General features: G+C 70.1%; 13 protein-coding genes and 1 riboswitch. Of the genes, 6 read left to right on the top strand and 7 right to left on the bottom strand.

What is annotated here, in order from left to right:
* Positions 1-25 precede the first annotated feature (25 nt).
* Positions 26-973 carry an AEC family transporter gene (locus tag CVM50_RS08370; protein ID WP_085889660.1) on the bottom strand — a complete coding sequence of 316 codons (948 nt, stop codon included), beginning with the start codon at positions 971-973 and terminating at the stop codon, positions 26-28.
* A 40-nt stretch (positions 974-1,013) separates the two neighbouring features.
* Positions 1,014-2,126 carry a chorismate synthase gene (gene aroC, locus CVM50_RS08365; protein WP_085889661.1) on the bottom strand — a complete coding sequence of 371 codons (1,113 nt, stop codon included), beginning with the start codon at positions 2,124-2,126 and terminating at the stop codon, positions 1,014-1,016.
* Between the two features lie 117 nt (positions 2,127-2,243).
* Positions 2,244-2,354: riboswitch (TPP riboswitch) on the top strand.
* A gap of 59 nt (positions 2,355-2,413) precedes the next feature.
* Here aroC and thiB point away from each other — a divergent pair.
* From thiB to CVM50_RS08335, 6 genes are all read left to right on the top strand, one after another.
* Positions 2,414-3,391: a thiamine ABC transporter substrate binding subunit gene (thiB, locus tag CVM50_RS08360; protein WP_085889662.1), complete on the top strand. Its 978-nt coding sequence runs from the start codon at positions 2,414-2,416 to the stop codon at positions 3,389-3,391.
* Entirely contained in the window at positions 3,367-4,905 is a 1,539-nt protein-coding gene (locus CVM50_RS08355) for an ABC transporter permease family protein (protein WP_085889663.1), read from the top strand. Before thiB ends, CVM50_RS08355 begins: the two co-directional genes overlap by 25 nt.
* The gene (locus tag CVM50_RS08350; RefSeq protein ID WP_232618191.1) at positions 4,898-5,611 is read left to right on the top strand and encodes a thiamine ABC transporter ATP-binding protein; all 714 of its coding nucleotides are present in this window, start codon (positions 4,898-4,900) and stop codon (positions 5,609-5,611) included. The genes CVM50_RS08355 and CVM50_RS08350 overlap by 8 nt, the downstream gene beginning before the upstream one ends.
* A gap of 57 nt (positions 5,612-5,668) precedes the next feature.
* Positions 5,669-6,337, top strand: a complete 669-nt coding sequence (locus CVM50_RS08345) for a 2-dehydro-3-deoxygalactonokinase (protein WP_085889664.1) — start codon at positions 5,669-5,671, stop codon at positions 6,335-6,337.
* A gap of 269 nt (positions 6,338-6,606) precedes the next feature.
* On the top strand, positions 6,607-7,545 hold the full coding sequence (gene deoC / locus CVM50_RS08340) for a deoxyribose-phosphate aldolase (protein WP_085889718.1): 939 nt from the start codon (positions 6,607-6,609) through the stop codon (positions 7,543-7,545).
* 10 nt (positions 7,546-7,555) lie between these two features.
* Positions 7,556-9,880 carry an aldehyde dehydrogenase family protein gene (locus CVM50_RS08335; protein ID WP_085889665.1) on the top strand — a complete coding sequence of 775 codons (2,325 nt, stop codon included), beginning with the start codon at positions 7,556-7,558 and terminating at the stop codon, positions 9,878-9,880.
* 29 nt (positions 9,881-9,909) lie between these two features.
* Here the strand turns inward: CVM50_RS08335 and CVM50_RS08330 are convergent, their stop codons facing one another.
* From CVM50_RS08330 to CVM50_RS08310, 5 genes are all read right to left on the bottom strand, one after another.
* Complete coding sequence (locus tag CVM50_RS08330) at positions 9,910-10,470, bottom strand: manganese efflux pump MntP (RefSeq protein ID WP_085889666.1); 561 nt, start codon at positions 10,468-10,470, stop codon at positions 9,910-9,912.
* A gap of 269 nt (positions 10,471-10,739) precedes the next feature.
* Complete coding sequence (locus tag CVM50_RS08325; RefSeq protein WP_085889667.1) at positions 10,740-11,606, bottom strand: aldose 1-epimerase family protein; 867 nt, start codon at positions 11,604-11,606, stop codon at positions 10,740-10,742.
* A 137-nt stretch (positions 11,607-11,743) separates the two neighbouring features.
* On the bottom strand, positions 11,744-12,067 hold the full coding sequence (locus tag CVM50_RS08320; RefSeq protein ID WP_085889668.1) for a YciI family protein: 324 nt from the start codon (positions 12,065-12,067) through the stop codon (positions 11,744-11,746).
* Between the two features lie 118 nt (positions 12,068-12,185).
* Positions 12,186-13,070 carry a phosphoserine phosphatase SerB gene (gene serB, locus CVM50_RS08315; protein WP_085889669.1) on the bottom strand — a complete coding sequence of 295 codons (885 nt, stop codon included), beginning with the start codon at positions 13,068-13,070 and terminating at the stop codon, positions 12,186-12,188.
* 68 nt (positions 13,071-13,138) lie between these two features.
* Positions 13,139-13,972, bottom strand: a complete 834-nt coding sequence (locus CVM50_RS08310) for a c-type cytochrome (protein WP_085889670.1) — start codon at positions 13,970-13,972, stop codon at positions 13,139-13,141.
* Between the last annotated feature and the right edge of the window lie 258 nt (positions 13,973-14,230).

The raw sequence follows: 14,230 nt of genomic DNA, 5'->3' as shown, positions 1-14,230 counted from the left end.
GGGAAAACGCTGACCCGGGGGCCGGTCAGGCCAGGATGCCCAGCAGGGTCGTCAGGGTGATGAAGGCCGCGGCGGTGGAGATCGTCACGGTCAGCGCCGCCGCCCCCTCGTGCCCCGATCCCTGCGCCAGGATGGGGAAGATCCCGAAGACCGGCATCGCCGTGGAGAGGATCAGGGCGGGCGCCAGGTTGCCCGGCGGCACCGGCAGGGCCAGCAGGGTGAAAAGCGACAGCCAGGCGAAGGCGATCGTCGGGTGCAGCAGCAGCTTGCAGGCGGCGATGGCCCCGGCCAGGCCGAGGTTGCCCTTCATCGGCAGCCCGACCAGCGATCCCCCGATGAAGAACAGAGCCACCGGCGAGGCGGCCCGCGACAGCAGATCCAGCGCGCGTTCCAAACCCGTGGGCAGCGGCAGCGCGAAGACCGAGAAGACGGTGCCCAGGATGATCGCGATGATGAAGGGGCGTTTCAGCACCGACTGGGCCACCTGGCCGATCTGGCGCAGGGCCGAGGTGCCGGCGGCGCGCGGGTTCAGCGCCTCGATCAGGGTCAGACCGAGGGGTTGCAGCAGGAAGTTCTCCACCAGCAGGCACATCGCCAGGATCGAGGGTGCCTGGTCGGGATAGACCATCTGCATGATCGGGAAGGCCAGGAAGGCCGAGTTCGGTGTGGCTGCCCCCAGCACCCCGATGGCGCGCCGCCCCGGGCCAACGCCGCGCAGACGCAGGGCCGTCCACATCAGCGCCTGGGTGGTGAAAGCCGCCAGCACCAGCAACAGCAGGAAGGTCGGATCGACCAGCGAGGAGAAGCTGCGCGTGGCGGTGGCGTGAAACAGCAGCGCCGGCAGGGCGATGAGGATCACGAACTTGCCCAGCACCGCCATGTCGCGGGACTCGAAGACCTTCAGTGAGGTCAGCAGGTAGCCCAGCCCGATGAGGGCAAAGATCGGGAAGGTGATGGAGAGGATCGCCAGCATGTCGTCTTTCGTGCCTGTTCGTTCCCCCCGGTTCGTCCCCCTATAGCTGCGGGCCGATCCGACCGCCAGCCTCGCCGACCTGGCCGCGATGCAGCAGCAGGTGATCGAGGATCACGCAGGCCATCATCGCCTCGCCCACGGGCACGGCGCGGATGCCGACACAGGGGTCGTGGCGGCCCTTGGTGATGATGTCCGTCGCCTCCCCCGTCTTGGTGATCGTCTGACGGGTCTTCAGGATCGACGAGGTGGGCTTCACCGCGAAGCGCACGACGATCTCCTGACCCGTCGAGATGCCGCCGAGGATGCCGCCGGCGTGGTTCGAGGAATAGACCGGCTGGCCATCGTTGCCGAGGAAGATCTCATCGGCGTTTTCCTCGCCCGTCAGCATGGCGGCGGCCATGCCTTCGCCGATCTCGACGCCCTTCACGGCGTTGATCGACATCATTGCGGCCGCCAGGTCGGTGTCCAGCTTGCCGTAGATCGGCGCGCCGAGGCCGGCGGGCACGCCGCGCGCCACCACCTCGACGATGGCGCCGACGGAATTGCCCGACTTGCGCAGCGCATCCAGGTACGCCGCCCACTCCGTCGCCGCCGTGGCGTCGGGGCACCAGAAGGGGTTCTCGTCGATCTGCTCGGCGTCGAAATTGGCGCGGTCGATGCCATGGGGGCCGATCTGGGTCATGTAGCCCTTGATCTCCACCGTGGGGGCCAGCGCGCCCAGGGCCGCGCGGGCCAGACCGCCGGCGGCCACGCGGGCCGCGGTTTCCCGCGCCGAGCTGCGCCCGCCACCGCGATAGTCGCGCCGCCCGTATTTCTGGAAATAGGTGATGTCGGCGTGGCCGGGGCGGAACTTCTCGGCGATGTCGCCATAGTCCTTGGACCGCTGGTCGGTGTTGCGGATCATCAGCTGGACGGGCGTGCCGGTGGTCTTGCCCTCGAAGGTGCCCGACAGGATCTCCACCTGGTCGGGTTCGCGCCGCTGGGTGGTGTATTTCGACTGGCCGGGCTTGCGGCGGTCCAGCCAGAACTGCAGCAGCTCCGGGTCCACGTCGATGCCCGGGGGCACGCCGTCGACGGTGGCGCCCAGGCCGGGCCCGTGGCTTTCGCCCCAGGTGGTGACGCGGAAGAGGTGGCCGAAAGTGTTCAGGGACATGGGGCTGCTCCGGGGCTGGTTGCGTCCCGGTTACCCGATCCGCTGGCGCCGCGCAATTCCGCGCCGCCCGGCGCCCTCTGCGCCCGCTTGCAGCAGGGCGCCGGTGCCACTAGTGTCGCGGCTACCTCGGGGTGTCCTGGCCGATGTGCGCAGGACTGAGATGCGTGATGCGAACCCGTTGAACCTGATCCGGTTAATACCGGCGGAGGGATGGTCGGACAGCCGGGAATGCGTGATGCACAGGCTGTCTCGGAGCGTTCTCCGCCCGTAGCAGAAAGGAGGATGCAATGAAGCATCTTGCACTTGCCACGGGTTGTCTGCTGGCCACGCAAGCCGTGGCCGAGACCCCCGTTCTGAACGTCTACACCTATGAAAGCTTCACCTCCGAGTGGGGCCCCGGCCCGCAGATCGAGGCAGGGTTCGAGGCGCAATGCGGCTGCGATGTCGTCTTCACCGGCGTGGGCGACGGCGCCGCGCTGCTGTCGCGCGTCCGGCTGGAGGGCGCGCGGTCCGAGGCCGACGTGGTCGTCGGGCTGGACACCGCCCTGATGGCCCGCGCGCGGGCGACGGGGCTGTTCGCCCCCACCGAGGCCAGCGCCGAATATGACCTGCCGATCCCCTGGGAGGATCCCGATTTCGTGCCCTTCGACTGGGGCTATTTCGCCTTCGTCGGCGAGGCGGGGGCAGAGCATCCGACCAGCTTCGAGGCGCTGGCCGCCAGTGACCTGTCGATCGTCATACAGGATCCGCGCAGCTCCACCCCCGGGCTGGGCCTTTTGATGTGGGTGAAGGCCGCCTACGGCGACCGCGCGAGCGAGATCTGGGAAGGGTTGGCGGACAACATCCTGACTGTCACGCCCGGCTGGTCCGAGGCCTATGGCCTGTTCCTCGATGGCGAGGCGGATCTGGTCCTCAGCTACACCACCTCGCCCGCCTACCACATCATCGCCGAGGGCGACGACAGCAAGGTCGCGCTGCCCTTCGAGGAGGGACATTACATGCAGGTGGAGATCGCGGGCCGTCTGGCGGCCTCCGATCAGCCCGAGTTGGCAGAGCAGTTCCTGCAGTACCTGCTGGGCGCCGAGGCGCAGGGCGTGCTGCCGGAAACCAACTGGATGTATCCCGTCGTGCTGCCCGAGGGCGGTCTGGCCGAGGGGTTCCAGCAGATCGTGACCCCCGACAAGGCGCTGTTGCTGGAGGCCGGTGAGGCCGATGCCCTGCGCGAGGAGGCCCTGGCGGAATGGCGCGCGGCGCTGGCGCGCTAAGTCGCGGCGCGGGCCTCGCCGGGGCCGCGCTGGTCCTGGCGATGCTGGCGCTGCCGCTGGCGGCGATCCTGCGCGCAGCCGGGGGCGGGGTACGTCCCGGCCCCGCCGATCTGTCGGCGCTGTGGTTCACCCTGGAACAGGCCAGCCTGTCGGCGGTGCTGTCGGTGGCGCTGGCGGTGCCGGTGGCGCGGGCGCTGGCGCGGCGGCGCTTTGCCGGGCGGCGGCTGTTCATCACCCTGACCGGGGCGCCCTTCCTGCTGCCGGTGGCGGTGGCGGTGATGGGTCTGCTGGCCGTTTTCGGCGCGCGCGGCTGGCTGAATGCCGCCGCCGGCACCCTGGGGCTGGGGCCCTGGCGCATCTACGGGCTGCACGGGGTGGTGCTGGCCCATGTCTTCTTCAACCTGCCGCTGGCGGTGCGCATCCTGTTGCAGGGCTGGCAGGCGATCCCGGCGGAACGCTTCCGTCTGGCCGCGACGCTGGGCCTGCCGCCCGGCCAGGTCTTCCGCCTGCTGGAGGGGCCCATGCTGCGCCAGGCGGTGCCCGGCGCGCTGGCGGCGATCTTTGCCATCTGCCTGGGCAGTTTCTCGGTCGCGCTGATCCTCGGCGGGGGGCCTGCGGCCACGACGCTGGAGCTGGCGATCTACCAGGCCTTTCTGTTCGATTCCGACCTGGGCCGCGCCGCTGTGCTGGCGCTGATGCAGGCGGGGCTGGTGGCCGGGGCTGCCGTTCTGTCCCTGTGGCTGACACGGATGGACGGCTCGGGCAGCGGGCTGGACCGCGCGAGCCAGCGGCGCGATGCGCCGGGCGGCTGGCGGCGCGGGGCCGATGCCCTGTGGCTCGTCCTGGCGGGGCTCTTCGTCGTGCTTCCCCTGGTCGCGCTGGTGCTGAAGGGGCTGCCGGGGCTGGCCGACCTTCCGGCGCGCACATGGCCCGCCGTTGGCAACTCGCTGGTGGTGTCGCTGGGCTGTGCCGCGCTGACCGTGACGCTGGCCGGTGCCCTGTCCGCCCCCATGGCCCGCTGGGCCGAGGGCGTGGGGCTGATGCCGCTGGCGCTGTCCTCGCTGGTGCTGGGCACCGGCATCTTCCTGATCCTGAACCCGGTGATGCCGCCCGCCCGCGCCGCGCTGCCCGTCACGCTGCTGGTCAACGTGCTGATGGCGCTGCCCTTCTGCCTGCGGGTCCTGGCGCCCGCCTGGGCCCGGGCCGAGGCCGATCATGGGCGGCTGGCCGATCAGCTGGGGCTGCGGGGCCTGTCGCGCCTGCGCTGGCTGATCCTGCCGCGCATTCGTGGCCCGCTGGGCTTCGCCGCCGGGATCGCCGCCGCCCTGTCGATGGGCGATCTGGGTGTCATCACCCTCTTCGGCACCGAGGACCGTGAAACCCTGCCGCTGCTGATGTATCGCCTGATGGGCGCCTATCGGACCGAGGCCGCCTGGGGCGCGGCGTTGGTCCTGCTGGGGCTGTCCTTCGGGATTTTCTGGGTCTTCGACCGGATGGGAGGGCGCGATGCCTGAGCAAGATGGGCTGCACCTGAAACAGGTGGAGCTGATGCAGGGCGATTTCCGCCTGTCGGCCGATTTCGCCCTGGGTGCCGGCGCCCGGGTGGCGGTGCTGGGGCCGTCGGGGGCGGGCAAGTCGACCCTGCTGGGCGCCATTGCCGGGTTCCTGGATCCGGTGGCGGGGCAGATCCTGTGGGACGGCGCGCGCATTGACCGGCTGGCCCCTGGCGCGCGGCCCGTGGCGATGCTGTTCCAGGACGGCAATCTCTTTCCCCACCTCAACCTGATGCGCAACCTCGCCCTCGGCATCTCGCCCCGGGGCCGGGTCGATGCCGCAGGCCGCGCCCGGATCGAACGCGCGCTGGAACGGGTCGGCCTGGAGGGCATGGCGCAGCGGCGCCCGGCGGAGCTGTCGGGCGGCCAGCAAAGTCGTGCTGCACTGGCCCGGGTGCTGGTGCAGGCGCGGCCCTTGATGCTGCTGGATGAACCCTTTGCCGCGCTCGGCCCGGCCCTGCGCGCCGAGATGCTGGCGCTGGTGGCGGAGTTGCAGGCGGAAACCGGCGCCACCCTGCTGATGGTCAGCCATGATCCGAAGGACGCGGAACGCATCGCGGATCAGATCGTGCTGGTGGACGAGGGCCGCGCCGCGCCGCCTGCGCCGACCGCCGCCCTGCTGGCCGATCCGCCGCCCGGGCTGCGGCGCTACCTGGGCGACGGCTAGGCCCGCGCCTGCGGCAATTGATTGACCATCCGGTCTCGCGCGCCCTATCACGGTGGCATGAGCTGGATCGGACAGGAAATCGGCACGCCCCGCGCCTGGGGCCCGGACGGGGTGACCGAAGATCACCCCTGCGCCCCCGAGGCGCGGATCCTGGTGGGTGCCCCCGGCGTGCCGGGCAACGACCTGCCGGGCAAGCTGATGCCCGAGCAGATGCAGAAGGCCCCCGACGGGATCTACCTGCCGCCCCTGGGCGCGCTGACCGCCGGGCAACGCCTGCGCCTGCTGGGCTTCCAGACGCTCAACCCCCATTGGGACGGCCTGGCCGTGCTGCCCGGCGTGCGCGAAACCCTCTGGGTCACCCTGTCGGCCGGCGAGGCCATCCACCTGCGCGCCAGCGCCACGCCACGGCTGGCCAAGGCCCTGGGCTGTGTCGAGGAACGCCCGCAGGGCCTCGACGAGGCCCTGGCGCGGGCTGATGCGCTGCCCTTCGAGCTGGCCGAGGCCAGCCCGGCAGAGGCGCTTGGCCTGCTCCTGGGCGCCGAGATGGCCGCCGCCAAGAGCCTCTGGTTGGGTCAGCAGGCCATGCTCGTGGGTCAGGTGCCGCTGTCGCGCGCCTATCTGGCCGCGCTTCAGGGCCTTTACGTGCCGGTGACCGAAACCGCCGAGGATGCGCTGTTGCGCGAGGGGTTCCGCGCGCTGGCCAAGGCTTTTGTTCACCCCAGCTGATCCTCACGCGGCTGACGCCCGGGCAGCGCGCCGGGCGGGTGCCCGTCGTGGACAGGACCGGGCCAAAGTTGTATCCGCAAGGTATTGCCGGGAAGCAAGATCGGGCCGTCCGGGCCCGCCCCGGCAGCGGCGGCGTCGCGGGACGGGGACCCGGGGCGCGCGTCGGGACGAAGCTCAGGAGGTCTGCCATGCAGAGCACGACAGAGGGACAGGCGCGGTCCACCAATGGCCCCGCGCAACTGCCCCAGACCATCGACACCGCCGATGCGATGCGAAACCCCGGGATGGAGCTGGACATGGACTGGGTCCTGTCGGCCCGTGCCAATCGCTCGGCCATCGAACGACGCGCGGTCACGCTGCCGGGGCGGCGTTCGGTCAAGAAGGAGTATCAGGCGGCCTGGCTGGCCCGTGCGATCAGTTGCATCGACCTGACCACCCTTGCGGGCGACGACACCGAGGGCCGCGTGCGGCGCCTGTGTGCCAAGGCCCGCCAGCCGGTGCGCGCCGACCTGCTGGAGGCCATCGGCCTGCCCGGTCTGACCACAGGCGCGGTCTGCGTCTATCACGACATGGTCGCCACGGCGCATGATGCACTGCAAGGCTCGGGCATTCCCGTCGCCGCCGTCTCCACCGGCTTCCCCGCGGGCCTGACGCCTTTCCCCCTGCGTGTCGCCGAGATCGGCGAAAGCGTGAAGGCCGGGGCCGAGGAGATCGACATCGTCATCACCCGCCGCCATGTCCTGCAAGGCAACTGGCAGGCCCTTTATGATGAGATGAAGGCCTTCCGCGCCGCCTGTGGCGAGGCCCACGTGAAGGCGATCCTGGCCACGGGTGAACTGGGCACGTTGCAGAACGTCGCCCGCGCCAGCCTCGTTTGCATGATGGCAGGCGCAGATTTCATCAAGACCTCCACCGGCAAGGAAAGCGTCAACGCCACGCTGCCCGTGTCGCTGGTGATGATCCGCGCCATCCGCGACTACCATCAGCGCACGGGCATCCGCGTCGGCTACAAACCCGCCGGGGGCATCAGCAAGGCCAAGGACGCGCTGGTCTACCTCTCCCTCATCAAGGAGGAACTGGGCGACCGCTGGCTGCGGCCCGACCTGTTCCGTTTCGGGGCCTCTTCGCTGCTTGGCGATATCGAGCGGCAGTTGGAACATCACGTGACCGGCGCCTATTCGGCCGCCTGGCGCCACGCCGCAAGCTGAGGGTTGGGATATGAGCATCAAGGACATTTTCGAGACCATGGACTATGGCCCCGCCCCCGAAGCCGCCGGTGACGCACTGGCCTGGATCGTCGATCAGGGCAGCCGGTTCGGTGCCTTCATCAATGGCGAGTTCACCACCCCCGGCGACACCTTTGAGACCATCAACCCCGCCACCGGCGAGGTGTTGGCTCAGGTGACGCAAGCGAGCCCCGCCGACGTGGACGCCGCCGTGGCCGCGGCGCGCAAGGCGCAGGACGGCTGGGAGAGGCTGGGCGGCAAGGGCCGCGCGCGGCACCTTTACGCCCTGGCGCGGCTTGTGCAGAAACACGCCCGCCTTTTCGCCGTTCTGGAAAGCCTCGATTCGGGCAAGCCGATTCGCGAGGCGCGCGACATCGACGTGCCCCTGGTGGCGCGGCATTTCTACTATCACGCGGGCATGGCCCAGCTGATGGAGGCGGAACTGCCGGGCCGCGCCGCCATGGGCGTCTGCGGCCAGGTGGTGCCCTGGAACTTCCCCCTGCTGATGCTGGCCTGGAAGATCGCCCCGGCGCTGGCCATGGGCAACACGGTGGTGCTGAAGCCCGCCGAATGGACCTCGCTGACAGCGCTGCTGTTTGCCGACATCTGCCGCCAGGCCGGACTGCCCAAGGGCGTGGTCAACATCGTCACCGGCGACGGGGTCGTGGGCGCCGCGCTGGTCGCCCATGACGGCGTCGACAAGGTGGCCTTCACCGGCTCGACCGAGGTGGGCCGCAAGATCCGCGAAGCCACCGCAGGCCAAGGCAAGGGCCTGACGCTGGAGCTGGGCGGCAAGTCGCCCTTCGTCGTCTTCGAGGATGCCGATCTGGATTCGGCCGTTGAGGGGCTGGTGGATGCGATCTGGTTCAACGGCGGGCAGGTTTGCTGCGCCGGGTCGCGCCTCTTGGTGCAGGAAGGCGTGGCCGAGCGGTTCCACGAGAAGCTGAAGCTGCGGATGCAGTCGCTGCGCGTCGGCAATCCGCTGGACAAATGCATCGACGTCGGCGCCATCGTCCACCCCGAACAGCTGGCCCGCATCAAGGGGCTGGTCGCCGGATCGGGTGGCGTGGTGACGCAAGGCACGGCGCCCGAGGGCTGCTACTACCCGCCGACGCTGATCGAGGGGCTGGAGCCCGCCGATCCGCTGATGCAGGAGGAAATTTTCGGCCCCGTCCTCGTCTCCACCACCTTCCGCACGCCATCGGAGGCGGTCGCGCTGGCCAACAACACCCGCTACGGGCTGGCGGCCTCGGTCTGGTCGGAAAACGTCAACGTGGCGCTGGATGTGGCGCCGAAGCTGGTGGCGGGGGTCGTCTGGGTCAACGGGACCAACATGTTCGACGCCGCCGCCGGGTTCGGCGGGGTGCGCGAAAGCGGCTTTGGTCGCGAGGGCGGCTGGGAAGGGCTTCAGGCCTACACCAAGCCCGCCGCGAAGCGGAAGGCGCTGAAGGTCGCCGCCCCGGTGGTGGGCGAACCCGAACTGCCCGAGGGGCTGGACCGCACGGCGAAGCTCTATATCGGCGGCAAGCAGGCGCGGCCCGATGGCGGCTATGTGCGCCATGTCTTCGGCAAGGGCGGCAAGGCCCTGGGCCAGGTGGGGATCGCCAACCGCAAGGATCTGCGCAACGCGGTCGAGGCGGCACGCGGGGCCGCTGGCTGGTCGGGGGCCACGGCGCATAACCGCGCCCAGGTCCTCTACTACATCGCCGAGAACCTGGAGGCCCGGGCGGAGGAGTTCGCCGCGCGTATCGACGCGGTCACCGGCAAGGGCGGCAAGGCCGAGGTCGAGGCCGCCGTCAGCCGGTTGTTCAGCTATGGCGCCTGGGCCGACAAGTTCGGCGGCGACCTGCGGCAGGTGCCGATGCGGGGCATGGCCCTGGCGGTGCGCGAACCCGTTGGGGTGGTCGGTGCCTTCTGCCCGGATGAGGCGCCGCTGCTGGGCCTGATCTCGGTCCTGGCCCCCGCCATCGCCATGGGCAACCGCGTGGTGCTGGTGGCAGGCGAGGCCGGGCCGCTGACCGCCACCGACTTCTACCAGGTGCTGGACACCTCCGATGTGCCGGGCGGCGTGGTCAACATCCTGACCGGCTCGCACGCCGAGCTGGCGCCGACCATGGCGCAGCATTTCGACATCGACGCGGTCTGGAGCTTCTCCGCCTCGGACATCAGCGCGGTGATCGAACGGGAAAGCGCGGCCAGCCTGAAACGCACCTGGGTCAACAACGGTCTGGTCACCGACTGGGACACGGCCGAGGGCCGCGCCTTCCTGGAACAGGCCACCGAGGTGAAGACGGTCTGGGTGCCCTACGGCGCCTGATCTGGTCTGATGAAACCGCTGGGCGCCGTTCAGGCGGCGCCCAGGTGCCGCAGCAGGATCGAGCCGCCCAGACCGATCAGCGCCACACCCCCGAGCATCTCCGCCATCCGTCCGAAGCGGCGGCCCAGCAGGCGACCGGCCAGCAGGCCCGAGGTGCTGAGCGTCATGGTGGTCAGGCCGATGATGATCGCAATGACCAGGATATTCACCTGCAGGAAGGCGAGCGACACGCCAACGGCCATGGCGTCGATCGAGGTGCCCACGGCGGTCAGGACCGTGTGCCACAGCGACGAGGGCGCCGGGGCGGCCTCGCTGTCGCGCGACAGGGCCTGGAACAGCATGTGCAGGCCCACGGCCGACAGCAGGGCGAAAGCGATCCAGTGATCCACCGCCTCGACATAGCGGTTGGCGGCGACGCCCGCGCCCCAGCCGATCAGCGGGGTGATCGCCTCCACCGCGCCGAAGATGGCGCCGGTGCGCAAGGCGGGACCCAGGCCCACGGGGCGCTGCGCGGCGCCCTTGCCGATGCAGGCGACAAAGGCGTCGATGGACATGGAAACGGCCAGGATGCCGATGGTGATCGGGGTCATGGGATCTGACTTTCGCGCGGACCGGGGGAGAGCCGGACAGGCCGGCGGCACCACGATCCCGCCCTTTCGGATCGCCGCGCCACGGTCTCGCAAGGCCCCGGAGTGGGCCAGGCACGCCACGCGGATGAGCCGCGAGAATGTTGACGTGCCTCCACCCGGGGTCAGCCCCGGGGGTTGCTACTCCCCGTGGCGGTCAAATGGGCGTCCGCCCGGAGAAAGTCAAACAAAAACATGAGGTTAATAATGCGTCTCATTCGCAGGTAGGCGTATCATCCCACCGTGACGGACCAGCCGAACTGTGCTGCTTCGCCCGGCGTGAGGGTCTGGGACAGCGGGCGGTCGGCGATCTCCGGACCGCTGCTTGCGCGGGCGGCCAGGCCAGGCCAGGGTTCGATGCACAGGAAGGGGGCGCCGCCGGGCTTCGACCAGATCCCAAGGGCCGGGCAGTTGTCGAACCGGAACGACAGGCGCGGCGCGCCGGGGGCGGAATAGCTGAGGCCCGATCCGGCGCCTTCGGGGAAGATCATCGCGTCGGCGTCGAAGAGATCCGGGGTGACGGTCAGTCGCCCGCGGCTGAAGGGCGAGGGCAGCGCCTCGGGGGCCAGCAACCCGTCGCCATCCAGCCGCGCCAGCGCCGGTTCCGCGCCATTGTCCAGCCGGATCTCCGCCGGGCCGGTGGCGCCGGGCAGAGGCCAGGCGAAGGCGGGGTGAAACCCCAGGCCGAAGGGCAGGGCGGCGGCGCCCGTGTTGGCCACCTCGACCGTCACCGACAGGGTTGCGCCTCTCACCGCGTGGCTTTGCGTCAGGCGGAAGGACCGGGGATAGACCGCGCGGGTCTCAGGGGTGTCGCCGAGGATATGGGTGCAGCCCGCTTCGCAGCGCCGCGCCAGGATCCAGTGGCTGCGGCGGGCAAATCCGTGCTGGTTCATCGTTGCCCGGGCGCCATCCACCGCGATCTCGTCACCTGGCGCGCGGCCGACGATGGGAAAGAGCAGCGGCGCGCGCCCCGACCAATAGGCCGGGTCGCCCTGCCACAGCAGTTCCGTCCCCTCGTGTGTCAGGCTTTGCAGTTCGGCGCCCAGGTTGGAGATGCGCGCGCTGAGGGCGCCGGAGGTGATGGTGGTTTCGGAAGCCATGGCGGCGGAGTCCCGTCCGTTCAAATCTGCGCCAAGGGTTAGGCCCTCGGGCGGGGCGCGGCAATGACAGGGCGCGCAGCGAAGCCCGACCGAGGGCGGCAGTGGCGCAGCATTGGGCGGATCACCGGGGCCGCGGCCTAGATGTCCATCTCGACCAGGGGGGTGACCTCCACCTCGCCGCCGCCCGCGACCATCGGGTTTTCGGCGGTCAGGGCGCAGGCCTCCTCCAGCGTGTCGCACTCCAGGATGGAATAGCCCATGATCGGGGGCTTGTTGCCTCCTTCGCGTGCGCCCTCGGCGGTCACCGTCCAGCTTTTGCCGACCGGATTGCCCGGATCGACGAGCTTGGGGCCCAGGGTCTCCATCCAGGCGCCCCAGGCGGCCATTGCCTCCTCGGCGGCCTCCGGGGTTTGCGGCGTCTGGGATGTCTCGGCCTTGTAGATCAGCAGGTAGCGGGGCATGGCGTCCTCCCTTGCGATGCGCAGGCGGAAGGGGACGCGGTTTCCGCGATTCGGGCAAGGCTGTCGCCCGCGCCCTGCCGGACAGGCGGCGCGGTGCCGCCTGTCCGGCAGGGAAAGATCAGGCGGCCGGCGCCGCGAAGTCCTCCCGCGCGTAGCCCTGCAGGTAGAGCAGCGCGGTCAGGTCGCCGAAATTCACCCGCAGCTGGCATTGCGCCGCGACGGAGGGTTTGGCGTGCAGCGCCACGCCCGCGCCCGCGCGGGTCAGCATGCCGAGATCGTTGGCGCCATCGCCCACGGCCAGCACCTCGGCCTCGGTGATGCCCAGCTTCGCGGTGATCTGCTCCAGCGCCTCGACCTTGGCCTCGCGCCCCAGGATCGGGCGGGCGACCTCGCCCGACAGGGTGTCTCCCGTCGTCAGCAGGGTGTTGGCGCGGTTTTCGTCGAAGCCGAGCCTGGCCGCGACCTGGGCGGTGAACATGGTGAATCCGCCGGAGACCAGGGCACAGTAGGCACCTGTCGCCTTCATCGTGGCCAGCAGTTCGGGACCGCCGGGCATCAGGGTGATGCGCGTCGCCAGCACCTGGTCGATGACCGAGACCGGCAGCCCCTTCAGCAGGCCGACACGTTCGGTCAGGGAGCCCTCGAAATCCAGCTCGCCGTTCATGGCGCGGGCGGTGATGTCCTTCACCCGCTCGCCCACCCCGGCCTCGTCGGCCAGCTCGTCGATGCATTCCTGCTGGATCATGGTCGAATCCATATCCGCCAGAAGCATCTTCTTGCGCCGCCCTGCGGTCGGTTGCAGGCAGAGGTCGACACCCTGTTTCTGCAGCTCGGCCCAGGTCTCCTCGAAGTTCGCGGGCGCGCTGTCCACCGGGAACTCCGCCGCCTCGCCATCGGCCAGCACGCGGATTTCTCCGCCGGCCCAGGCATTGCGCAGGGCGGTCACCAGCGCGGTGTCCAGCGCGGGCGAGGTGGGGGCGGTCAGCAGGGTGACGGTGAACATGGCGCGGCCTCCTTGGGTTCTCCGCCGCTATAGGACAGGCGGCGGGGCGAAGGCCAGCGGTTCGCGCGTCAGCCGCCGTCGGGGATCGGCGGCAGGGTCCGCAGGTAGAGGATGAGGGCCGCCACGTCGTCCTCGGTCATGTAGGCATAGTGGCGGTAGGACATCGGCGGGTGCATTTGCGACCCGTCGGGGCGAATGCCCTGGGTGATCATCGTCGCGATCTCGGCATCGCTGTAGTCGGCCAGCCCGTCCTCGTGGCTGGTCAGGTTGGCCGCCACGGACACGCCCCAGGGGCCTTCCCAGGTATGGCCGCCCCCGCCCAGATGCCCGTCGAGATCGGGCATCCCGTCCTTCAGCGAATGGCATTCCAGGCAATGGGCCACGGGACCCGCCAGGTATTCCCCATAGGCCACGCTGACCTCGCGCGGGACATCCGCGACGCTATCGATCGGCGGGCCATAGGCGGGCGGCAGGGGGAAGGGATAGGTCGAGGCCTTGAACTTGGTCTCCACCGCCGGGACGGTGCGCAGGTAGGTGACCATGGCCGTCACGTCGCTGTCCGACAGGTGCCGGTAGAGCATGATGGGCATCGGCGGGCCGATGACGGAGCCGTCGGGGCGTATACCCTCGCGGATGGCGCGCACCAGCTCCGCGTCGGACCAGTCGGCGATGCGCGATCCCGGGGTGATGTTGGGCACCTCGGCGGTGAAGGCCGGCTCCACCAGGGTCCGCCCGGCCAGCGGCGCGGCCCCGGGCATGGGCGCCGTGTGGCAGGAGCCGCAGGCGGCGGGCCCTTCCACCAGGTAGGCGCCGCGTTCCAGCGGGGTTTCGGCGGCAAGGGCGGTTGCGGAAAGGGCCAGGGCCCCGGCGAGGGTGGATAGGCTTTGGCTGGGCAAACGCATGGATGGGCTTCCTCCGATACCTGTCGAGCGTGACTGCGGTGGCTGCGCGCTATTGACGCAGGGTCAGCTTATCACGCGGCCCGGAAAAACAAGGGTGGAAGATGTATCAATGCCCATTCGAGCTATGCCGGGCCGCCCGGCGGGCCCGATCCCGGTGGGGAGACCGGGTTTCCGATAGGCGTCACGGGGCGCCCGATTTGCCGAAAATGCGACCCGATGCGGACGGGATGCGACATCTGCGTGATTGCGCGGGGCCCG

Origin of the sequence: Pseudooceanicola marinus, from assembly GCF_002786295.1 — a bacterium.
In the GTDB taxonomy this organism is placed as follows: domain Bacteria; phylum Pseudomonadota; class Alphaproteobacteria; order Rhodobacterales; family Rhodobacteraceae; genus Pseudooceanicola; species Pseudooceanicola marinus.
This window is presented reverse-complemented; position numbering and strand designations above follow the sequence as displayed.